The following is a 21,416-nucleotide window of genomic DNA, read 5'->3' on the forward strand; positions in this document are numbered from 1 at the left end:
CTCCTTAATACGACCATAGACATACAGTCATACAACAAAGTAATTCTAGCATGGGGCGAACCCATTTGCAAGAAAGGATTCGGAATAAAAATGAAGGATTCAAGCAAGCTAGTAGCAGGAACAAAATGGTCAGTACTTTTTTCACTTCGGATCAAAGGAGCTGAAGAACATGGCACATAACATTGACTTGTCTGGTTATTCCATTCGAACGGATCTGGCTTTGGAGGCCCACGAGCTTGCCCAGCAGCAAAACCAGAGTGATATTGAGGGGATTTGGCTGCAAGCTGACGACAGCGAGCCGAATGTGAAAGTAACGAGATTGCATGTGGAAACAGAGGAAGCGGGGAAGGAAATCGGCAAGCTCCCGGGGCATTACCTTACGATTGAAGTGCCCAAGCTGCGGGATAACGATACATCGATCGAGGAGCAGGTGGCCAAGCGATTCTCCGTCGAATTTGCAATGTTCCTCAAGCAACTGGGAATCACCCCAGACAAAAAGGCTCTCGTCGTTGGTTTGGGTAACTGGAATGTGACTCCCGATGCGCTTGGACCAATGGTTGTAGAAAATTTGTTGATTACACGCCATCTATACACGCTGGCGCCTGAAACCGTTGGAGAAGGGTATCGGGAAGTCAGTGCGCTATCACCGGGTGTCCTTGGGATAACAGGTATAGAAACGAGTGAGATTATTTTTGGTGTCGTGGAAAAAAGCAAACCCGATTTTGTCATCTGTATCGATGCTCTTGCGTCCCGCGCCTTGCACCGGGTCAACACGACGATTCAAATATCGGATACAGGGATTCATCCCGGATCAGGGGTCGGAAACAAGCGCAAAGCGATTGATCAGAAGACACTTGGTGTGCCTGTGATTGCGATAGGAGTCCCTACGGTTGTTTTTGCCTCCACGATTGTAAATGATGCGATTACATATTTGCTGGGGCATTTTGGACAATCGATGGTGGAGAGCAAGCGGGCGTTTAACAAACTGGCATTGAGTACGCTGCCCGAGCGGAAGGAACCGTATACGGAAGAGGATTTGCCTGACTTGGAATCCCGCAAGACATTCATGGGATTGGTAGGTTCACTGCCGGAAGAAGAGAAACGGCAACTGATTCATGAGGTCCTCCGACCGCTGGGACAGGATCTGGTCGTCACCCCAAAAGAAATTGATGATTTTATTGAAGGCGTGGCGAATGTGATCGCAACAGGTCTGAATCGCGCCTTGCACAGTGCTGTAAATGCAGAAAATAGCGGCTCGTATACCCACTAAGCCGTGAAAAGCTAGAGTGAGAGAGAAAAGCTAGAAAAGGGTTCTATCGTCTCTATGAGCCTCATAAGCTAAAGCATAGACAAGCGCGAGGGAAAGTTCTCCCGACGTGCAACCATGCTACAGCTAGAGGAGTGAGACAGATGGCGACTCTCATTCAACGCCAATTCGTTGTTCTTTCATTTATAACCGCCTTCCTGTTTGTCATGACAGGAGTGCTTTCGCTCGGCGGTAACCGAATCGCAATTTCGTCCTCAGCCATTCAACAGGCCGCTTCTCATATTTCCAGTCTGGCGATTTTGGGATGGATGGGGCAGGAGATTCCGGTTTTGTCCGAAACCGTGCAAGCACAGGCCGATGATCGCACGAATAGCGTAACCGGTTTTCTCTTTCGCTTGGCAACCAATATACAGCCGGGAGACTTGCGTAGCCTGTTAGGCAGGGAATTGCCTGGGATGGTGACGACAGAGGATGCCAGATTTGTCGTACAGGGAAAGGGAGCTTCTCTCGCAGATTTTTACTTGGAGTATCCCGCCCATCCGGGACAGGTAGCAGATCAATCGCAAGTAGTTCCAATCGTAGAGCCAAAGCCGGAGGATACCACAAAGTCAGGCGAAGCAAAGCCAGCACCTGTTCCCAATTCAATTACGGATGGCAAGAAAATCGTGTACATCTACAACTCGCACAACCGGGAATCGTGGTTTAGTGAGACGAAGTCAGTGGGAACCTCGGTCGATCATCCTACGAGAAATATATCGTTAATCAGCAAGCATTTATCAGAAGCGTTGAATGACAGAGGAATTGGTTCCGATGTGAGCACCGACGACATCTATCAGCAGCTGTTGAACAAAAAAATGCATTACTCTTTCTCCTACGCGGAATCTTTGCAAGTGGTCAAAGCCGCAACGGAGAAAAACAAGGAACTGTACTACTTCTTTGATTTGCATCGAGACACAGCGCCACGAGAGCGTACGACGGTCACAATCAAAGGAAAAACGTATGGAAGAGTATTGTTTGTCATCGGAAAAAGGAATAAAAGCTACGAGAAAAATGAGGCGTTTGCGACTGAACTACATGAGTTGATGGAAAAAATGTACCCAGAGCTTTCGCGTGGCGTAATGGAAAAAGGCGCAAAAACGGATCATGGCGAGTATAATCAGTCCCTCTCCCCGGGAAGCCTGTTAATAGAAATAGGTGGTACGGAAAACAGCGTGCAGGAAAGCAAGAATACGGCAGAGGCACTGGCTGACGTTTTCGCAGCCTATTATCAGCAAGCTGAAAAAGTAGGCAAAACAGTTTCTGACGAGCCTGCAAAGAGGTGACGGGCATGAACGTGACGATGAAGCTGACTGGACTGTTAATCATCTTGCTGGTCGGGGTAGTTTTGGGATTGCAAACGGCTGAGCGCGGAATATCCAAGGTGAGTGGAGTGCCTGAGGGGCAAGCGCAAACCTTTTCCATCAAAAAAGTGGACCAAGGTCAAGTGGAGATTGCGGTAATGGGAAAGCAGGTTCAGACTGCTAATCCGAAGGAAATGGTCAACTACGTCAGTCGGATCGGTTTGACTTTGGGCGGAAGCATTAAAAGTGGGGCGCAGAGTTTTGTCGATTGGGTCGGGAGTTTTTTTGAACCGTGAAAATGGTTTATGCGCAAAAAGAAGGGGTGCAGAAAGCCCCAGTGACAAAAGACCCGTACAGGCGGGTCTTTTGCATGTGACCACAGATACATCATACGATCTGCTAAAACAGTGCAAGTGAGGCTACATCAACAATGAAAGGGCTATCATAAAATTCCCCTAGATCATTTTTTAGTGCAAGCAAAATATTCTTTTTAGTCAGTAAAGAGCTAATAGTTTGAATTTATTGTGTTGCGAAAAAATTGAATAAATGTCATAATGTCTATTGATAGGGCTATTTTGGAAGTATATATCGGTGAGAGAGGTGAGCCACGTGTCACATCCTGTCCTGCAAATCGAAAACCTGCAAACGCACTTTTTCACGGACCGCGGCCAAATCCCTGCCGTTGATGGCGTGACGATCACGGTACAAAAAGGAGAAGTAGTCGGTATCGTAGGCGAATCCGGCTGCGGAAAGAGCGTTACCTCCCTTTCCGTTATGAAGCTAGTACCCAACCCCCCAGGGAGAATCGTGGGAGGCTCGATTAAATTCAAGGGGGAGGACCTCGTATCTGTTGACGAAAAGCGAATGAGAGACATCCGCGGAAATGAAATTGCGATGATCTTCCAGGAGCCGATGACGTCTTTAAATCCGGTGTTTACGATTGGAGACCAGATAGGAGAATCAGTCCGATTACATACGAAGGCGAGCAAAAAGGACGCAAGAGCACGTGCTATTGAGATGTTGAAAAAAGTCGGAATTCCTCGAGCGGAAGCGATTGTCGATGAATACCCGCACCAGCTTTCCGGAGGCATGCGGCAGCGTGTCATGATTGCGATGGCAATGGCCTGCAATCCAGCGCTTCTGATTGCAGACGAGCCTACTACTGCGCTCGACGTGACGATTCAAGCGCAGATTTTGGACCTGATGCGCCAACTCAACCGAGAAGCTGACACAGCCATTCTCCTCATCACCCACGATCTTGGGGTCGTCGCGGAAATGTGTCACCGCGTCGTGGTGATGTACGCAGGGAACGTGATTGAACAAGGAGATGTTCGTACGATTTTAAAAAATCCGAAGCATCCTTATACGATCGGCTTGTTGAATTCGTTGCCGAAGCTGGAAGGATCACAGGAGCGTCTCTATTCGATTCCAGGCAACGTCCCGATTCCGGGTTCTCTTACTGTCGGATGCCGTTTTGCACCAAGATGCGATAAAGTATCAGACCGATGCCGCAGTGAGATGCCAGAATTAAAAGTGGTAGGGGACAATCACCTTTCCCGTTGCTGGCTGACCGAATAACCCGAGAGGAGCATGCAGGTGGCTGAAGATCTTCTGATTGTAAAAAATTTAAAAAAATACTATCCAATCACAGGCGGTGTTCTTGGAGGGGAAATAGGTGTAGTAAAGGCGGTAGATGACGTATCGTTTACCGTTAAGAGTGGCGAAACTTTGGGGCTGGTAGGGGAGAGCGGCTGTGGAAAGTCCACGACGGGGCGTTCCTTGCTGCGACTGATAGAACCGACCTCAGGTGAAATCAACTTTGACGGGACAGATGTCATGTCACTTTCCACAGATGCAATGAGAAAGATGAGACGTGACATGCAAATTGTCTTTCAGGATCCGTTTGCTTCACTTAATCCTAGACATAATATTGAGAAGATATTGGAAGAGCCTCTGATTGTACATGGTTTGGGTTCTTCGGCAGAGCGAAAAAAGCGCGTGCAGGAAATGCTGGAGATCGTTGGTCTGAGCAGCTATCACGCGAGCCGCTATCCGCATCAATTCAGTGGAGGACAGAGGCAGCGGATCGGCATTGCGAGAGCACTGATGCTCAAACCCAAATTGATCGTTGCGGATGAGCCTGTGTCTGCACTGGACGTGTCGATTCAGTCGCAGGTGCTCAATCTCATGCAGGATTTGCAACGCGAATTCGGCCTTACATACTTGTTCATTGCCCACGATTTGAGTGTAGTGCGTCATATCAGTGATCGGGTAGGCGTGATGTACCTCGGCAGAATTGTCGAGCTGACGACGAGCAGCCAATTGTACGCCAATCCGCTCCATCCGTACACGAAAGCATTACTGTCGGCGGTACCTTCGCCAGACCCTGATGCAGTACGTGAAAGAGTTATCCTCCAGGGAGATGTGCCGAGCCCTGCAAAACCTCCGAGTGGTTGTACATTCCATACGAGGTGTCCCCATGTGACAGAGGAGTGTCGTACTGTCCGACCAGAATTTGCGGACACAGGCGACGGTCACTTTGTTGCTTGTCACTTATACAAGTCCTAATCGACAAAAGGGAGTTTGCCTGCCGAATAGGAAGTCTTGTAAAGGGGGGATGCAAAGCAGGAGGTATTGTATCGACCATCAACCAAAAAGGAACATGCGACCATTCATTAGAAAAAGGGGGATGTTTTCATGAAGAAGAGGGTTCTCTCCGCAACCATGACTAGCCTAGTGGCGCTGGCCATGCTGATTGCAGGATGCTCTAGCACTTCTACGACACAAGCGCCGGCAGAACAACCAAAGACAGAAACTCCGGCACCTGCAACTGAGCCTGCAAAAACTGGACCGAAGCAATTAATCGTCGGTCGCGGTGCAGACACAAAAGGGCTTGACCCAATCACGCAAACAGATGGTGAGACATTTAAGGTAACCGAGAACGTTATGGATACATTGATTGGCTTTGCGGATGGCTCAACAGAGCTCGCTCCATCGTTGGCTGAGAAATGGGAAGTAACTCCTGATGGTCTCGTTTATACGCTGAAACTGAGATCAGGCGTGAAATTCCACGATGGAACTGATTTCAATGCAGAGGCGGTCAAATACAACTTTGAACGCTGGAGCGACAAGAGCCATCCACAGCATTCACCAGAGGGCTTCGAGTACTACGTAAGCCAATTTGGTGGTTACAAGGGTGACGCGACTCATATCATCAAATCCGTGGAAGCAGTCGATCCGACCACTGTAAAATTCACGTTGAATCGTCCACTGGCTCCATTCCTTGCCAACCTGGCAATGTCTCCTTTCGCGATTGGCTCGCCTGAGGCATTGAAAAAGGATGTTAAGAAATTTAATGAGCATCCAATCGGTACAGGACCTTTCAAATTCGTAGAGTGGAAGCGCAACGACACCATCACACTCGAGAAAAACCCTGATTACTGGAACCCAGGATATCCGAAGCTGGATAAATTGGTGTTCAAGGTCATCCCAGAAAACACTGCACGTCTGACTGCATTGGCATCTGGTGAAATTGACTTGATGGATGGTCTAAACACAGACGATATCCCGGCAGTAAAAGACAATAAAGACTTGCAACTCTTCCTTCGTCCTACTAATAACATTGGATACATCGGCTTTAACGTAGAGAAGAAGCCACTCGACAATCCAAAAGTTCGTGAAGCTATTGCTTATGCGATTAACAAACCTGAAATCGTAACTGCCTTCTTCGATGGGGTTGGAGAACCAGCAGTCAACCCAATGCCAAAAACAATGTGGGGACATAACAACGATATTAAAGATCGTGAGTTCAACCTCGATAAAGCAAAACAATTGCTGGCCGAAGCAGGACATCCAAACGGTTTTAAAATCAAGTTTTGGGCAATGCCAGTTCCACGTCCGTACATGCCAGAGGGTGTGAAGATTGCAGAAGCAATCCAGCAAGACCTGAAGAAAATCGGGGTTGATGCTGAGATCGTGACGATGGAATGGGCAACGTATTTGGAAAAGACTCGTTTGGGTGAGCAAGAAATGTTCATGCTTGGTTGGACAGGTGACAATGGCGACCCTGACAACTTCCTGGCTGTCTTGCTCGACAAAAATAACATCGGAAGCAACAACTATACACGCTGGGCAAACGAAGAAGCACATCAATTGATGATGAAAGCACAGTCCACTCCAGACCAAGCAGAGCGCGAAAAAATGTACAAACAAGTACAAGAGATCATCTTCAAAGATGTGCCAATGGTTCCGCTGGCACACTCTACACCAGCATTGGCAGGAAAAGCGAATATCATAGATTACAACCCGCATCCAAAAGGGTCTGAAAGTTTGGAAAAGGTAGATTTCAAGTAAGCTGATTCATCGTAAAAGGGTAAGAGGAGTGCATACCTCTTCTTACCCTTCTTTCATTATTTGGCGATTATTTTATGCAGGAAGGCGAGGAGATGGCATTGCTAGCTTACAGCATTCGAAGAATTTTAATGCTCATTCCTGTCTTAGTGGGCATGTCAATCATCGTTTTTTCCATTATTCGTGCCATCCCTGGTGATCCGGCTTTGACGATTTTGGGAGAAAAGGCAACACCACAAGCGATTGCAGACATACGAGAAGCGTTGGGATTGAATAATCCGTGGTACATACAGTATTTCGATTATATGAAAGATATTTTGAGCGGAAATCTTGGGGAATCGTTACAAACGAATGCGCCGATTTCAGATGAAATCATGCCTTATTTGGCGGCGACGACTGAACTTACGATTGTGAGTATGCTGATTGCGGTGTTTATCGGTGTAAATGCAGGGATTCTTTCTGCGTGGAAGCAAAACTCCTGGTTTGACTACTGTGCGATGTTGATCGCCTTGGTTGGTGTATCCATGCCAATTTTTTGGCTAGGTTTGATGGAGCAGTGGGTGTTTGCCCAAGAGCTGAAATGGCTGCCATCAGTTGGTCGCGACGATTCGCGTAATCCCGTAGAGGCCATTACGCACTTTTATATACTGGATACGATGATGGCTGGTCGCTGGGATCAGCTATGGGAAGTTATCAAGCATTTGATCCTGCCAGGCATTGCATTAGGTACGATCCCGATGGCGATCATTGCACGTATCACTCGTTCGAGCATGCTGGAAGTCATGCGTGCCGACTACGTCAGAACCGCTCGTGCAAAAGGGCTGACACAGTTTTGGGTCGTGTACAAGCATGCGCTGAAAAATGCAATGATCCCTGTTTTGACGGTAATTGGTTTGCAAACAGGGTTGCTGCTGGGTGGAGCTGTTTTGACAGAGACGATCTTCGGATGGCCAGGTGTCGGTCGTTATATTGTGACCGCCATTGGAAACCGTGACTATCCGGTTATCCAATCCGGTATCCTTGTGATCGCGACGATTTTCGTCCTGATCAATCTCTTGGTCGACCTTCTGTATGCCTATATCGATCCTCGCATCAAATATCGCTAAGGAGGGACGAAGAGACATGGCACAACCACAATTACAACCACAAGATCAGGTAGTACCTTTAAAAGTGAAGCAAGAAGAAGTAGTCTCTCCTTGGAAGGATGCATGGAGGACACTACGAAAAAACAAGCTGGCGTTGGTGGGCTTCGGGATTATTTTGTTTTTCATTGTTGTGGCGGTATTAGCTCCATGGATTGCTCCGTATCCGTACGACGAAGGTCAGCTCGTAATGAAAAACAAGCCCCCTTCCGAAGAGCATTGGTTTGGAACAGATTACAATGGTCGTGATGTGTTTAGTCGCGTTATTTATGGGGCACAAATCTCCCTGTGGGTAGGGACGTTCTCTGTCATTGGCTCCGTTCTCGCAGGGACCTTGCTCGGTCTTTTGGCAGGATATTATGGCAGATGGATTGATACGATCATTTCGCGTCTCTTTGATATTATGCTTGCATTTCCAAGTATTCTTTTGGCAATCGCTGTCGTTGCCATCTTGGGGCCTTCTTTGCAAAACGCCTTGATTGCCATTGCGATTATTAACATTCCGACATTTGGACGGCTAGTACGTGCCCGTGTATTGAGTTTGAAGGAAGAAGAATTCGTCATGGCGGCACGGGCAATCGGAATGAAAAATTCCCGGATTATCATGCAGCATATTTTGCCGAACAGTCTCGCACCAATCATTGTGACCGGGACAATGGGGATCGCAACAGCGATTATCGAAGCAGCTGCACTTGGCTTTCTTGGACTGGGAGCACAAGCGCCAGAACCAGAATGGGGAAAAATGCTCGCTGATTCACGTCAGTACATTCAGAAAGCACCATGGACCGTTATTTTTCCGGGGCTCTCTATCATGCTGACCGTTCTCGGCTTTAACTTGATTGGGGACGGCCTGCGCGATGCACTTGACCCGCGGATGAAAAGCTAGTCCAATCGCAAAAAGACAGAAGGGAATGTGATGCCGTCCTTCTGTCTTTTCTTGTTTATTCTTCTTCCATGAAGGTGCGGCACAACTGATTGAAAGCAGGAGCAGCTTTCGTGATGACTTGATGCTTTACGTTCGGGATCATTTCGAGTCTTGCTTTTGGCAATTTCATGCTAAGCGTCTGCGCATAATGGTGCATCCGTTGATCACGTTCGCCATAGGCAAGTAAAATCGGAAGCTGGATGTTGCTCAGGCGCTCTGTACATTGATATCGATGTCCGGCAGCGTAAAGGTATTTCACGCTAGTAGGATCTGTTTTGGAGGCGTGTGCCGTCCATTTTTCGCGCATTTCTGGGTTATCGACATGTGAGGAAGCAATGGAACGGGCAAGAAGAGGAACTCCGTGAAGCATCGACAACGCCTGGGCCATCCAAAATCGTCCATGTAAATACAGGTCATTCACTTCGGAAAATCCGCTCACGAGTATACCGCCTTGTGCATGATCAGGATAGCGAAGACAATATTCAAGGGCGATAGAGGCACCTTGGGAGTAGCCCAAAATAAAGGGACGCTCAATGCCGAGTGCCGGGATCAGCTTATGGAGCCGTTCTGCCAACTCCCCAATGGAAAAGGGCTTCTCCATCGGAGAACTGTCGCCATGTCCGGGTAAATCAGGGACAATGAGCTGATATGTATCTGCGAGTGTTTGCTGATAAACAAAATTGATAGAGCCGATACATGGCGCATGGATACACAATAACGGCTGGCCTTTTCCTGATATGTGAAAAGCAAACTGTTTGCCATCCTGATGGACGAGTATTTGTTCCATTTTCATTTTCACCCCACTTATAGGTTGTCCGATCCAAGGGAGATTTTTCAATTGAACTCTTCTTTTTTTGATGGGGAAGTGGTATTCTCGCAATAGAATAATTGGTGAAAGCAGGGTGAAGAAGTTGTTTCAAGAGCGCATTTCGAAGCTCCACACGTTTTTGACAGAGCAAGAGCTGAACGCGGTGTTGATTACCTCTCCCAAGCACGTCTACTATTTGACCGGATTTTTTACTGACCCGCATGAACGTTTTATGGGTCTTGTTATTCCTGCTGAGGGAAAGCCTTCCTTGATTGTACCTGCTCTTGATCGTGAAGCAGCGGCAGAAGCTTCGTTCGTTCAAGATATCCATACACATACGGATATCCAAAACCCGTATGAAATTCTCAAGCAAGTGTTGCCAGCGAACTTGGCGAAGCTCGGTATTGAGAAAAGTCATATGACTGTCGAGCGCTATGAAGCACTTGGACAAGTTGTTCTGGCGTCAAGCTATGTGGACGTGGAAGAGCCTCTCCGTGAAATGCGTTTGATCAAATCCGCGGATGAAGTGGATCGTCTGAAACACGCTGTTCAGTTGGTCGAGGATTCCTTGCGGGAGACCCTGAAGAAAGTTCAGAAAGGCATGACCGAGACAGAAATCGTAGCTGAGCTGGAATTCCAGATGAAGCGCTTGGGCGCAGAAGGCCCATCCTTTACGTCCATGGTATTGGCAGGGGAGAAGTCGGCACTTCCACACGGAAAGCCAGGAACCCGCCAGGTGCAAGAAGGCGACTTGCTTTTGTTTGATATCGGAGTAGCTGCAAACGGATATGTATCCGATATTACTCGTACCTTTGCTGTAGGCGAGATCAGTGCCCAGCTGCAAGAGATTTACGAGACGGTATTGGCGGCCAACGAAGCGGCAATTGCTGAGATTCGTCCGGGTGTGACCTTTGCGCATTTGGATAAAACCGCTCGCGATGTCATCACTGCAAAAGGCTACGGTGAATACTTCATGCACCGTCTTGGGCACGGACTTGGGATGGACGTACATGAATATCCATCTGTTCACAGCCAGAACCAAGAAGTGCTTCGACCAGGGATGGTTTTTACGATCGAGCCGGGCATCTATTTGCCAGGTGTAGGCGGCGTGCGGATTGAAGACGATGTATTGGTTACGGAAACGGGCGTTGAAATACTCACGCAGTTCCCGAAAAAACTGACTTCCATCAACTAATGAAGAAATCATAAAAATTGAATACGTATCGAATGGTGCTGGATGGCATATGCCGTCAGCTTAAAAGGGAAGTCCGGTGAGAAACCGGCGCGGTCCCGCCACTGTAACGAGGAGTGCCTAGCAAATAGCCACTGTTTTTTGGAAGACAAAAAATGGGAAGGTAGCTGGGTGTGTTGATCCGTAAGCCAGGAGACCTGCCATGCGATCCTATACAATCGACCCACGAGGATGGGGCAGATGTGGAAGCAGTCTATGAAAGGGCGCCTTTATGCCTGCTTATAGTTATATCTACGTTTGTCATGCACCTCCCGATTGAAATGGGGGGTGCTTTTTTGTGGAGGATTTGGTTCAAGCCATCATTTCCAAACAGAAAAGAGGATTACAGATGATGAAGGCAAACAAAACGCATACAGTAATAAAAGGACTAGCTTTCGGTATTATGACAGCTGCCATGCTTTTGGTTTCGGCATGCGGCTCCACTACGACAACACAGGCTCCAGCCAAAACAGAACAAACAGCTGCTCCAGCAGCAGAAGGCAAGCCAGTAACACTAACCAATAATGGTATCGAAATGACTTATCCAACAGCACCTGAGCGTGCAGTGACTTTGAACCAGCACGTCACCGAAATCATGCTGGCATTGGGCCTTGCTGATAAAATGGTCGGAACTGCTTACCTGGATGATAAAATCCTTCCTGAGTTAAAAGCAGATTACGACAAGATTCCGGTACTGTCTGACAAGTATCCTACGAAAGAAGTGCTGCTGGCAGCGAACCCAGACTTTGTCTACGCCGGATGGAAAAGTGGATTCGGCGAGAAGGGCGTAGGATCGATGCAAGATTTGGAAAAGGTTGGCATCAAATCGTATCTGCAAGCGTCATCTAGCATGCCTGGTCCGACTATCGACGATGTGTTTGCGGACATTACGAACATTGGACGCATTTTCCGTGTGGAGGACAAAGCCAATGATTTGATCCATAAAATGAAGAGTGAAATGGATCAAACCATGAGCAAAATTGGCAAGATTGACGAGCCACTAAAAGTGTTCGTGTACGACAACGGGGAAGATAAACCATTCACAGCAGCCAACAACTACATGACATCCTTAATCAAAAATGCAGGCGGTAAGAACATTTTTGACGATATTCAAAAGGGGTGGGCAGAGGTAAGTTGGGAACAAGTAGTAAGTCGCAATCCAGACGTGATTATTATCGTAGATTACGGGGACAGAACCGTCGAGCAAAAACGCAATTTCCTTTTGAGTAAAAAAGAATTGGCGGATATCCCGGCGATTAAAAATCAACGACTAATGGTATTGCCTTTGTCCGCAGCTTCTGAAGGTGTTCGAGCACCGATTGCGCTGAAAATTTTGGCGGAAGGACTCTACCCGGATAAATTCAAATAGAGTACGCCCCTTTTAAGGGAGGGAATAGCACTGCAACAGATCAAGTTACCTTATATCATCATTACTTTACTGGTCGGACTTTTCCTCTCGATTACGTTCGCAGTTACCCTGGGATCAGTAGAGATTAAGCCGACTACGGTATGGAAAATCGCCTTATCAAAAATTCCGATGTTGACCCAATGGATCGAAGTGGATTGGTCCAAAGGTGAGCAAACGATTATTTGGGATATTCGCTTTCCTCGTGTACTCTTGGGGGCAATCGTCGGCGCAGGTCTGTCTGTCGTGGGAGTAGCGATTCAATCGTTGGTTCGCAACTCCCTGGCTGACCCGTATGTGTTAGGCGTATCTTCAGGTGCTTCGGTTGGCGCTACCTCGGTAATTATTTTTGGAGCATTCAGCATGTACGGGCAGTATGCGCTATCCTTTGGCGCTTTTACAGGCTCCCTTGTGTCCATCATTCTTATTTTTACGCTATCCCGTATTGGTGGACAAAACTCGACGGTACGCCTGCTCATGGCTGGAATTGCGATATCTGCGATCTTGTCGGCCATTACCAGTCTGCTTGTTTTTTCAGCGCCAAATGAGCATGGAATTGGGACGGTTCTGTTTTGGTTAAGTGGCAGTCTGGCTGGCGGGAAATGGGAGTACCTGACGATCCCTACAATGATTGTCGTCATCTGTCTCATCGTTTTAATGGCCCAATACCGCTCGCTCAATGCGATGCTGATGGGCGAAGAGTCAGCGGGGACATTGGGGGTGAATACGGTACAATTCCGCAAGCTTCTCCTGGTGATCACGGCACTGCTTACGGGTGTGATCGTGTCCATCGCGGGATCAATCGGTTTTGTCGGATTAATGATGCCCCACATCGTCCGTGTAATGGTTGGATCAGATCACAGACGTGTCCTGCCTGTCAGCGCTTTGTTTGGCGCGATCTTTCTCATCTGGGTTGATGTAGTTGCCAGGCTTGCCTTTGCACCGGAAGAGCTGCCGATTGGTATTTTGACAGCATTGTGTGGAGGTCCATTCTTTATCTGGTTGATGCTGCGGAGTTCTTATTCCTTTGGAGGTAGCGGACGATGAATTTGCAGGTTGAGAATATATCGGTCGAACTGGTGAAAAAGGGAATCCTGCACAACGTCAGTCTGGAGGTGCGCTCTGGAGAGTTTGTGGGGCTGATCGGGCCGAATGGCAGTGGGAAGTCCACGTTGCTAAAAAGCATTTATCGCGTACTGAAGCCGCGTTCGGGATGGATCTCACTCGATGGCGACGACGTATACAAGCTAACCTCACGCCAAAACGCTCAGCGAATGGCGGCAGTACGGCAGGAGACCTCTGTCGAATTCGATTTTTCGGTGACCGAAATCGTGAATATGGGACGTGCCCCGCATAAGCGACTATTTCAGTCCGATGACGCGGAAGACGTTCGGATTTGTGAAGATGCACTACAGCGGGTAGGGATGCATACATACGCTGATCGCAGCTTTTTCAGTTTATCCGGTGGGGAGAAGCAGCGAGTGCTGATTGCCAGAGCTTTGGTGCAGCAAGCGCAGTTTCTTGTTCTTGATGAGCCGACGAATCATTTGGATGTTCGATACCAGTTGCAGGTCATGGATCTCGTCAAAACGTTGGGGATTACGGTCTTGTCTTCGCTGCATGATCTCAATATCGCAGCGATGTACTGTGATCGGCTGTACGTAATCTGTGAGGGGGAAATCGTTACATCGGGAACGCCAGAGGAGGTCTTGACACCTAATCTGATCCGGGATGTTTTCGGAGTAGAAACAGAAGTGATGACCCATCCTATTACAGGAAAAAAGCATGTGTATTTCTACTCGGAAGCGATCCGTGTAAAGCCACCTATCCAGAAGGTAATGAGTGGAGCCAATTAATAGGGTGCAAGTTGAGTTTCTTTGATTTTCATAAGAGGGGGATGCCTAGTCGGCGTCCTTTTTTGTTAAGCCGACGGCAGAAAATTCAATCTTTCCACCAGTTAGATGAAAGGGTCTCTTATTGATCAGAGGAGCCGTGCAATACGTCGCGAATTTGTTGGATATAGCCAAATTTATTTCGATCAGAAAATTCATAGAACAAGATGGGAGATGACCCGTATGACGGAAGTAACGAGAGAACAGGCGCGCAAATTTCACGACGGTGTTCACGTTTTCGATGGGCATTTTGATCTGCTGATGGATGTGGAGATTCAGCGTGGATATGGTCGAACCAAAATGATCGAGACGGAGTACTTGCCACGGTTCCAGCAGGGTGGCGTGCATTCCATTGTGGCAGCCGTGTTCGTCGAGGATGCTTTTGTACCAGAGATGAGTCTTCGCAAGGCGCTCAACCAGATCAGTGCTTTGCATGCAGAGGCGGCAGAGTCTCCCGAGCACATCGTCATCGCCAAAAATCTGGGTGATTTGCAACGGGCAAGAGCGGAGCAAAAAGTATCGTTCATTCTGTCGTTGGAAGGGGCAGAGCCACTGCATAACGATTTGAGTCTCTTGCGTGTCTTTTATGAGCTCGGAGTACGGATGATGGGGCTGGTTTGGAGTCGGCGCAACTTTGCTGGGGACGGCAGCTTTTTTGCACCGGTTCGGGAAGGGAAAAAAGGAGGCATCACCGATTTCGGTGTTCGTCTTATCGAGGAAGCGGAAAAACTGGGTATCGTCATCGATGTGAGCCATTTGAATGACGAAGGGTTCTGGGACGTGATGGAGATCGCAGAAAAACCGGTGATCGCTTCTCACTCCAACAGTCGAACAATCGTGCCGACAATGCGCAATCTGACAGATGAACAGATCAAAGCAATTGCGGAAAAGGACGGACTCGTCGGGTTGAATGCGTGTAGCATGTTTACAGCGACTAACAGTGCCGACTCAACTATCGAGAGACTGATTGATCATGTTGACTATATGAAAAAGCTTGTCGGAGCAAGGTACATCGGTATTGGCTTAGACCTGTGCGATGATTTGACGAAATATTTGCCCTTGGACAAGATTGCCAAAACGAAAGAGATGCCATTTGACGTAGTAAAAGGCCATGCGTCACTGCCGGAAATTACGCGTGAGCTATTGAAGCGCAGATACACCGATGCAGAGATCGAAGGAATCTTGGGTGGCAATTTCCTCAGAGTGTATCAGCAAGTGTGGAAGTAGATCAGGTAACAGGAGGAATGACGGGTGGCACAGACTGGGCACAAACAAGCTTTTTTTGGCTATTATCAATCTGGCATCAAGGTAGCTGATATACGCTTTGAGGATGGGGAAGTTTGGCATCGGAGCACAGGTTGGGATACGGGTGGTGCGGTTGACGGTCCGTTTTTACTACTGGCTGAAGGGGAAGCAACCTACGAGTTGCCACTCCTTACCCTGGCACAGAAGCTTCCGGAATGGGAGCGAATTGACTGGGAGAGCGAATCAGTTGTGTTTCCGGGAAGTGGAGGGCACTACCAACGCCATCTATCCATCGAAGGAACAGGGCCCACAAGGCAAAAGCAAGCTTGGGTCTGGGCGGTGCGCGAAGCAGCGCAGCCAATTGACTTGATCATTTGTGAGAACGAAGTCATCGCGTTTGTGCTGACAGGTCGTGGTGATAGTGTCGTATTGGTGAAAACAGGGTGGGAAGATTTGACTCCGCTTACGATGTGGCAAGACCCTACGCTGTCTGAAGTTAACTACGGCGTACATCATTTGGGTAGGCATGATCTAGCGATGAGAGATGGCGTTCGGCTGGCTACCGAGGTATGGCTACCCGCAGGCTTGGCGGAAGGACAGCGGGTTCCAACAATTTTCATGCGCACTCCCTATGGACGGATGGATGGCATTTTTCGCCGTTTGCCCTTTGTAGCTCGTGGATATGCGTTGGTTGTTCAGGATACGCGCGGACGGGAAGATTCCGAAGGAGAGTGGATTCCACTCGTTCATGAGCGTAATGATGGAGATGACAGCCTCAACTGGATCGCGAGTCAGGAGTGGTCAGATGGCAACGTAGGGATGCTGGGCGGCTCCTATGTGGGGTACGTGCAATGGGCTGCGGCCGCAAGCGGAAATCCGTATCTGAAGGCGATTTTCAGCTACGTGACAGTAGGAACACCTTATGTGGACATCCCGCGCAAAGGGGGGACGATTCTTGGTGGCCTGTCATGGATTTTCATGATGGCTGAGAAGCGTCGAAATGTCGCGGCTCTTTCCCGAGATGACTGGAGTGAGGTCATCAAAGTGCGTCCGATCAAGGACATCCCGCAAAAAGTGCTGGGGAAAGAAATCCCGTTTTGGACAAAATGGATGGAACACCCGAATGGAGACGAGTTCTGGACCATGTCGGACTGGAAGCGGCATGCGGATCAGGTAAAGGTGCCTGCTACCCTGGTATCTGGCTGGTATGACGACAACGGGATGGGGACGAGCGAATCATGGGAGGTTGTCTCCCGAAATGTGCCAGAGCACGCCAGACTCATCTTGGGGCCATGGTATCACAAGGCGAATACGACACGAGAAATCCATCATGTGCCCTTTGGAAACAACGCCATCCGCTACGATCTGGATATAACGCAGCTACGGTGGTTTGACCGCTATCTAAAAGGAGTGGAAAATGGCGTCGATCAAGAGCCGCGGGTTGAGTACTACATGGTGGGAGAAAACGAATGGAAGACCTCGCAGACTTGGCCGCCAGCGGAGACGACGCTGACGAATCTGTATCTGAGCAGTGGGGGAAACGCCAATACGAGCGGCGGAGATGGAACACTGACCCTGTCTATCCCGGATGAACAAGCGGTGGATACATACAGTTATAATCCGCTAGACGCAGCACCGTATCTGTTGGATTTGTCCGAAAATGAAAATAGTGTTCCGGAAAACTATCGTGATGTGGAAGAACGAGCAGATGTACTTGTCTACACATCAGAGCCATTGGAAGAGGAAGTCGTCATCGCGGGAGAAATCTCGGCTATTATCTACGCATCCAGCTCGGCGCGGGATACTGATTGGCTGGTCCGGCTATGTGATGTAGACGAGGAAGGCAATTCGATTCGTCTATCGGACGGGATTATTTGTGCACGCTACCGACACTCATTCGCGGAGCCAGAGCTACTTGTTCCAGAACACATCGAACGCTATGAGATTCGCATGACCAAGATCGCCAATGTCTTCCGAAAAGGTCACCGTATTCGCGTCTCCGTTACTTCTGGTGCCGAGAACTTCTCGTTCCCCAATCCGAATACAGGCAACGATCTGGCAACGGAAACCGAGACGGTCATTGCCTCGCAACGTATATATCATGACAGCCAGTATCCGAGTCATATCAAACTCCCTCTCTTGCATTCTGGGGGAAGCAAGCAATTTTCAGGAGGTATCTAAATCATAATGACTGTTTATAGTTGCAGAATATGCAAGTTCCGTTACGACGAGTGGCTAGGTGATACGAAAAATGGCGTCCCGCCCGGGGTGCCTTTTCCTCATTTAGCAGGTTCTGTGTGTACTGATTGTGGGATGAATGAGGAAGGACGGCACTTGCCGCTTCCTGAAACGAAGTACACGAACGTAGAAGCAACGTATTACGATCAGTTTGCCGGGAAGGCTAGCATCGCTTTTTATCGAAACTGGTTGCTGCAGGAAGCGGAGCAATCTTCAGTCTCGGTGCTGGAGCTGGGTGTTGGAACAGGGAGAATTGCCATTGAGCTGGCACGGAATGGCTTGTCCGTCTGCGGGATTGATTGGAGCCCGGATATGCTTGCGATGGCCGCCAAAAAGAAACGGCGCATGTTAAAAGGGAAAGAAGAACTGTTGGAGCTGGTAGAACAAAATATGTGGGAGCTGGAACTTGATCGGCAATTTACACATGCGCTACTTCCGGAAGGGATTTTTCAGCAGGCCACCTGTAGAGACAAGCAACGTCAATTGCTTTCGGTCATCCACGATTACATAATGGAGGACGGAACAGTGGCAATTGATCTACTCTTGCCGCCAGTAAAAAATCAATGGACAACGATGCAACGCAAATTCGTTTTCCCAGACCGAATGGTATATCAAAAGGTAGAAGGTGAAACCTCGCTCTTGGATCAAAAGTTCCGCTACACGCTTACTTATGAGACTTTTCTTGATCAGATCGAGCAGCCGAGGTATCGCGTAGAGCGAGAGATGGCGTTGCTTTTGCCTACAGAGCTTGAGCTGTTACTGGAAGGATCAGGCTTTCGCGTCACCTATAGCAAAGAGAATGTCTTCCACAAGCAAGACTTCGAGTCGAGTCAAGCGGACGAGGGCTATGATATGGATCGTTGGCAGCATGGGGGATATCCATTCGCTGAACCTGTCGGGAAACCGGGTGGAGCTACCCGCTGGACGATTTTGGCGAAAAAAATTTCTTCCTCCTCTTTGTAACAAAAAGTTTGTAGCTGCATCTAACCAGTATGATAGCGAGTGAAGGAGGTCGCGCCCTTGGAAAAATTGCAGCAGACGACTGATGCTGCGTTTGAACAAATCATGAGGGAATATGGGACCCGTGTGCTTCGACTCGTCACCTTTCTGGTCAAGGATCGCAGCTTGGCGGAGGACATTACCCAAGATGTATTCGTTAAGGTGTACCGGCATCTTCCTCGCTTTCGGCAGGAGAGCAGTGTGCACACGTGGTTATATCGAATCGCGGTTAATGAGTGCAAAGGTTATTTGCGTTCTTGGTCGTTCCGTCATATCCTTCCCCGCTCGTGGATGAGACAGAATGGGGAGCTTTCTACAGAAAGTCTTGTTCTCGATCGAGCCGAGAGGGACCAACTCGTAGCAGAAGTGTTGCAGCTCCCCCCGCTCTATCGCCAAGTGATTGCCCTTCATTACTATGCGGATTTATCCATCGGAGAGGTGGCTGAGGTGCTAGGAGTAACGGAAGGAACAGTCAGAACCCGGTTGCATAGGGCCAGGCAGCAACTACGGCAGAGTATGGGAGAGGGGAGGGACTGGGAATGGACGAAAACCGATGGCTCACGGGCTTAAAGGAACGGGCAGATCAGACCATTTTTCGTGATGTACAGTTCACTGCATCGATGAAAGAGCATGTACAGCAGAGGGTGAGATCTGGGACTAGGTGGATGACTGGCTGGAGGAAGCTAGCCTTGCCAGGCGTTGTACTGACGTTGGGCTTGCTATTGTGGCTGGGGCTCCCCATTCAGGAGGAGAGACAATCTGCACAGCATGAGATGATACCTCCACAACAAGAGGCACGTATACCCTCCCTGTTGCCAGGGGGACAAATCGTCGAAGCGGATTTGTGGAAGCTGTCGCCTTCTTTGTCCTCCACTTACAACAATCAGTCCTTTTCTTATTTGGGAGAAAAACCTGTCCGGATCATGACAGATCAGGACGGTTTCTATGAAGGACAGACGCGGCGGGTGATATGGCTGTTGAATGGGAATTACGCACAAAAAGTAGAGATCGCTGCTTACAACACCGATGGGACCCGTTTGTCATTGGGCAGCTACGAGGTCATGGACCCGTTATACGATGCAGATGGTCATTTTCCTTCAGGGATCGTGTTGCCTGAACCGGGAAAGTGGAAGCTGGAAGTAAGATCAGGAGGCAAACATCTCGGACAAGTTTTTGTTGAGGTGAAAAAAGGGATAGCACCTGCGAATCGTCAGCTCGTCGGGCCTATCATTCAGCGGTATTTGGAGACGGAAAGCGATAAGTTGGGGTGGCTGGGAAAATATCGAGAGATGAACGTTGAGCTACTCGGAGTGGAAGCGCCAGACGCTGCAAAACGAACCGTATACGCTTGGGTGAAAATAACGGGTAGCAATTCTTCCGCACTCAGTGTACCGATGGTCTTTCAAATCGTCTACAATGGGAATGATTATCGGGTAACGGACTTCCAAATGCCCGAGGAAGGCAGCAACTACCAGAGCAGCCTGCAAAAACTGTTTCCATCTAAAGTGCTCGAGCAAGTTCACAATCGATCAAAAACAAAGTAAGGATGACAAAACGGACCTTAGCCTAAAAAAGGTCCGTTTTTCGCTTTTCATATCTATCCGTATATTTGAGCACCTATCGCCCAGTACGTCCCATTGCGGCGGGGCAGGTTACTAGCATTTGCAACCATCACTGGGGGATGAGAAACTTGAGTGAAGCCGTTTTGCTCCAAATAAGCGTGAAACGCTGCTTGTTCATCCGGTACGTCTATCCGTACGCGTCCGGTATGACATTGTGTCAGCTTGTACAGGATGTGTTCAGCTATGACGGCATTTTCTGCGACGATCGGTCCAGCGATAAGGTTGACGGGGCCTTGAACGGCAAAGCCATATCCAATGACCTTACCAGAGCGATTTTTGGCTACCAGACAGGTACTAGCTTGTTTCATGCGTTTCTCGAGAAAATGCGAGCGTTTACTACCCAGTGCTGCTTTGTCCAATTCAACCATACTCGAGAAATCGTCCAACTCCATTGACACAATTGCAAACTCATCATTGGCTTCGTTTTGCGGAGGAGCTTTAGGTACAAAGCGTTCAGCTATAAACTTTCGAATACGATCGACTGTCTGGAACCCGAGATTTTTGTACATTGGTTCTCCTTCTGGAGTTGCAATGAGCATGATGGTTGTATCGGTCGAAACAGACGCCATGCACGCCTTCATGAGCTGGCGACCATAGCCTTTGCCTTGTGACAAGGGATGGACAATCACCATGCCAATGCTCGCAAGCTTGTCATCGTACGGGATGATCGCCGCACATGAAAGTAGGGTGCCGCTCGCGTCTTTGTGACCAAAAACGGTTCCGATAGACAGAATTGTGTGAATTTCCGCTTCGTCGTAATCCCAGCCTACGGAATCAGATAAGGCAATGAGTCCGGGAATATCCGATATCGTTAAGGAATGCAAGCCAGAGTCAACGCTGTTCACTTTGATCATTCTCCGTTTCTTTCTTTGTGTTCGCGGCTGTGTTGCCAAAGAGATCGTTTCATGCTTCCGCCACCTTTTACCACTTTATCACAGAGAAAGTTTGGATT

The 21,416-nt window shown here is 48.6% G+C and carries 19 protein-coding genes and 1 riboswitch; of the genes, 17 read left to right on the plus strand and 2 right to left on the minus strand.

Annotated elements, in window-relative coordinates:
• Positions 1-169: 169 nt before the first annotated feature.
• The 8 genes from gpr (at position 170) to KB186_RS19605 (ending at position 8,985) form a co-directional block, all read left to right on the plus strand.
• Positions 170-1,270, plus strand: coding sequence for a GPR endopeptidase (gene gpr / locus KB186_RS19570; protein WP_173611498.1), 1,101 nt, complete (start codon positions 170-172; stop codon positions 1,268-1,270).
• A 140-nt stretch (positions 1,271-1,410) separates the two neighbouring features.
• Positions 1,411-2,589, plus strand: coding sequence for a stage II sporulation protein P (gene spoIIP / locus KB186_RS19575; RefSeq protein WP_221868941.1), 1,179 nt, complete (start codon positions 1,411-1,413; stop codon positions 2,587-2,589).
• A 5-nt stretch (positions 2,590-2,594) separates the two neighbouring features.
• Positions 2,595-2,903, plus strand: a complete 309-nt coding sequence (locus tag KB186_RS19580; protein ID WP_007727739.1) for a YqxA family protein — start codon at positions 2,595-2,597, stop codon at positions 2,901-2,903.
• Between the two features lie 313 nt (positions 2,904-3,216).
• Positions 3,217-4,185, plus strand: coding sequence for an ABC transporter ATP-binding protein (locus KB186_RS19585; protein WP_088906854.1), 969 nt, complete (start codon positions 3,217-3,219; stop codon positions 4,183-4,185).
• Between the two features lie 18 nt (positions 4,186-4,203).
• Positions 4,204-5,175: an ABC transporter ATP-binding protein gene (locus tag KB186_RS19590; RefSeq protein ID WP_330873248.1), complete on the plus strand. Its 972-nt coding sequence runs from the start codon at positions 4,204-4,206 to the stop codon at positions 5,173-5,175.
• A gap of 129 nt (positions 5,176-5,304) precedes the next feature.
• The gene (locus tag KB186_RS19595; protein ID WP_173611495.1) at positions 5,305-6,960 is read left to right on the plus strand and encodes an ABC transporter substrate-binding protein; all 1,656 of its coding nucleotides are present in this window, start codon (positions 5,305-5,307) and stop codon (positions 6,958-6,960) included.
• A 92-nt stretch (positions 6,961-7,052) separates the two neighbouring features.
• Positions 7,053-8,063 (plus strand): ABC transporter permease, encoded by a 1,011-nt coding sequence (locus tag KB186_RS19600; RefSeq protein ID WP_370646706.1) that lies wholly within the window; start codon positions 7,053-7,055, stop codon positions 8,061-8,063.
• 16 nt (positions 8,064-8,079) lie between these two features.
• Positions 8,080-8,985 carry an ABC transporter permease gene (locus KB186_RS19605; RefSeq protein WP_173611494.1) on the plus strand — a complete coding sequence of 302 codons (906 nt, stop codon included), beginning with the start codon at positions 8,080-8,082 and terminating at the stop codon, positions 8,983-8,985.
• 55 nt (positions 8,986-9,040) lie between these two features.
• Here KB186_RS19605 and KB186_RS19610 read toward each other — a convergent pair whose 3' ends face one another.
• Entirely contained in the window at positions 9,041-9,811 is a 771-nt protein-coding gene (locus KB186_RS19610) for an alpha/beta fold hydrolase (RefSeq protein WP_173611642.1), read from the minus strand.
• A gap of 124 nt (positions 9,812-9,935) precedes the next feature.
• Here KB186_RS19610 and KB186_RS19615 point away from each other — a divergent pair, with 124 nt between their 5' ends.
• From KB186_RS19615 to KB186_RS19655, 9 genes are all read left to right on the plus strand, one after another.
• Positions 9,936-11,027 carry a M24 family metallopeptidase gene (locus tag KB186_RS19615; RefSeq protein WP_232774235.1) on the plus strand — a complete coding sequence of 364 codons (1,092 nt, stop codon included), beginning with the start codon at positions 9,936-9,938 and terminating at the stop codon, positions 11,025-11,027.
• 16 nt (positions 11,028-11,043) lie between these two features.
• Positions 11,044-11,243, plus strand: a riboswitch (cobalamin riboswitch).
• A 169-nt stretch (positions 11,244-11,412) separates the two neighbouring features.
• Positions 11,413-12,432 carry an ABC transporter substrate-binding protein gene (locus KB186_RS19620; protein ID WP_232774236.1) on the plus strand — a complete coding sequence of 340 codons (1,020 nt, stop codon included), beginning with the start codon at positions 11,413-11,415 and terminating at the stop codon, positions 12,430-12,432.
• A 24-nt stretch (positions 12,433-12,456) separates the two neighbouring features.
• Complete coding sequence (locus tag KB186_RS19625; RefSeq protein ID WP_229088213.1) at positions 12,457-13,515, plus strand: FecCD family ABC transporter permease; 1,059 nt, start codon at positions 12,457-12,459, stop codon at positions 13,513-13,515.
• Entirely contained in the window at positions 13,512-14,324 is an 813-nt protein-coding gene (locus KB186_RS19630; protein ID WP_232774210.1) for an ABC transporter ATP-binding protein, read from the plus strand. The genes KB186_RS19625 and KB186_RS19630 overlap by 4 nt, the downstream gene beginning before the upstream one ends.
• Before the next feature lie 219 nt (positions 14,325-14,543).
• Positions 14,544-15,587, plus strand: coding sequence for a dipeptidase (locus KB186_RS19635; protein WP_232774211.1), 1,044 nt, complete (start codon positions 14,544-14,546; stop codon positions 15,585-15,587).
• A gap of 24 nt (positions 15,588-15,611) precedes the next feature.
• Positions 15,612-17,786, plus strand: coding sequence for a CocE/NonD family hydrolase (locus KB186_RS19640; RefSeq protein WP_232774212.1), 2,175 nt, complete (start codon positions 15,612-15,614; stop codon positions 17,784-17,786).
• Between the two features lie 6 nt (positions 17,787-17,792).
• Positions 17,793-18,806 (plus strand): methyltransferase domain-containing protein, encoded by a 1,014-nt coding sequence (locus KB186_RS19645; protein WP_173611490.1) that lies wholly within the window; start codon positions 17,793-17,795, stop codon positions 18,804-18,806.
• 57 nt (positions 18,807-18,863) lie between these two features.
• Positions 18,864-19,412 carry a sigma-70 family RNA polymerase sigma factor gene (locus tag KB186_RS19650; RefSeq protein WP_173611489.1) on the plus strand — a complete coding sequence of 183 codons (549 nt, stop codon included), beginning with the start codon at positions 18,864-18,866 and terminating at the stop codon, positions 19,410-19,412.
• Entirely contained in the window at positions 19,382-20,386 is a 1,005-nt protein-coding gene (locus tag KB186_RS19655) for a hypothetical protein (protein WP_232774213.1), read from the plus strand. Before KB186_RS19650 ends, KB186_RS19655 begins: the two co-directional genes overlap by 31 nt.
• Positions 20,387-20,439: 53 nt before the next feature.
• Here KB186_RS19655 and KB186_RS19660 read toward each other — a convergent pair whose 3' ends face one another.
• Positions 20,440-21,318: a GNAT family N-acetyltransferase gene (locus KB186_RS19660; protein WP_232774214.1), complete on the minus strand. Its 879-nt coding sequence runs from the start codon at positions 21,316-21,318 to the stop codon at positions 20,440-20,442.
• Between the last annotated feature and the right edge of the window lie 98 nt (positions 21,319-21,416).

The sequence above is a fragment of the Brevibacillus sp. AF8 genome (assembly GCF_021270385.1).
Classification (GTDB): domain Bacteria; phylum Bacillota; class Bacilli; order Brevibacillales; family Brevibacillaceae; genus Brevibacillus.

Bases quoted from the DNA above. Each gene is read 5' to 3' on its own strand.
- KB186_RS19655 (WP_232774213.1), top strand. From the start codon at position 19,382: ATGGACGAAAACCGATGGCTCACGGGCTTAAAGGAACGGGCAGATCAG.
- spoIIP (WP_221868941.1), top strand. From the start codon at position 1,411: ATGGCGACTCTCATTCAACGCCAATTCGTTGTTCTTTCATTTATAACC.
- KB186_RS19620 (WP_232774236.1), top strand. From the start codon at position 11,413: ATGATGAAGGCAAACAAAACGCATACAGTAATAAAAGGACTAGCTTTC.
- KB186_RS19600 (WP_370646706.1), top strand. From the start codon at position 7,053: ATGGCATTGCTAGCTTACAGCATTCGAAGAATTTTAATGCTCATTCCT.
- KB186_RS19660 (WP_232774214.1), bottom strand. From the start codon at position 21,318: ATGATCAAAGTGAACAGCGTTGACTCTGGCTTGCATTCCTTAACGATA.
- KB186_RS19645 (WP_173611490.1), top strand. From the start codon at position 17,793: ATGACTGTTTATAGTTGCAGAATATGCAAGTTCCGTTACGACGAGTGG.
- KB186_RS19580 (WP_007727739.1), top strand. From the start codon at position 2,595: ATGAACGTGACGATGAAGCTGACTGGACTGTTAATCATCTTGCTGGTC.
- KB186_RS19635 (WP_232774211.1), top strand. From the start codon at position 14,544: ATGACGGAAGTAACGAGAGAACAGGCGCGCAAATTTCACGACGGTGTT.
- gpr (WP_173611498.1), top strand. From the start codon at position 170: ATGGCACATAACATTGACTTGTCTGGTTATTCCATTCGAACGGATCTG.
- KB186_RS19595 (WP_173611495.1), top strand. From the start codon at position 5,305: ATGAAGAAGAGGGTTCTCTCCGCAACCATGACTAGCCTAGTGGCGCTG.
- KB186_RS19605 (WP_173611494.1), top strand. From the start codon at position 8,080: ATGGCACAACCACAATTACAACCACAAGATCAGGTAGTACCTTTAAAA.
- KB186_RS19630 (WP_232774210.1), top strand. From the start codon at position 13,512: ATGAATTTGCAGGTTGAGAATATATCGGTCGAACTGGTGAAAAAGGGA.
- KB186_RS19610 (WP_173611642.1), bottom strand. From the start codon at position 9,811: ATGGAACAAATACTCGTCCATCAGGATGGCAAACAGTTTGCTTTTCAC.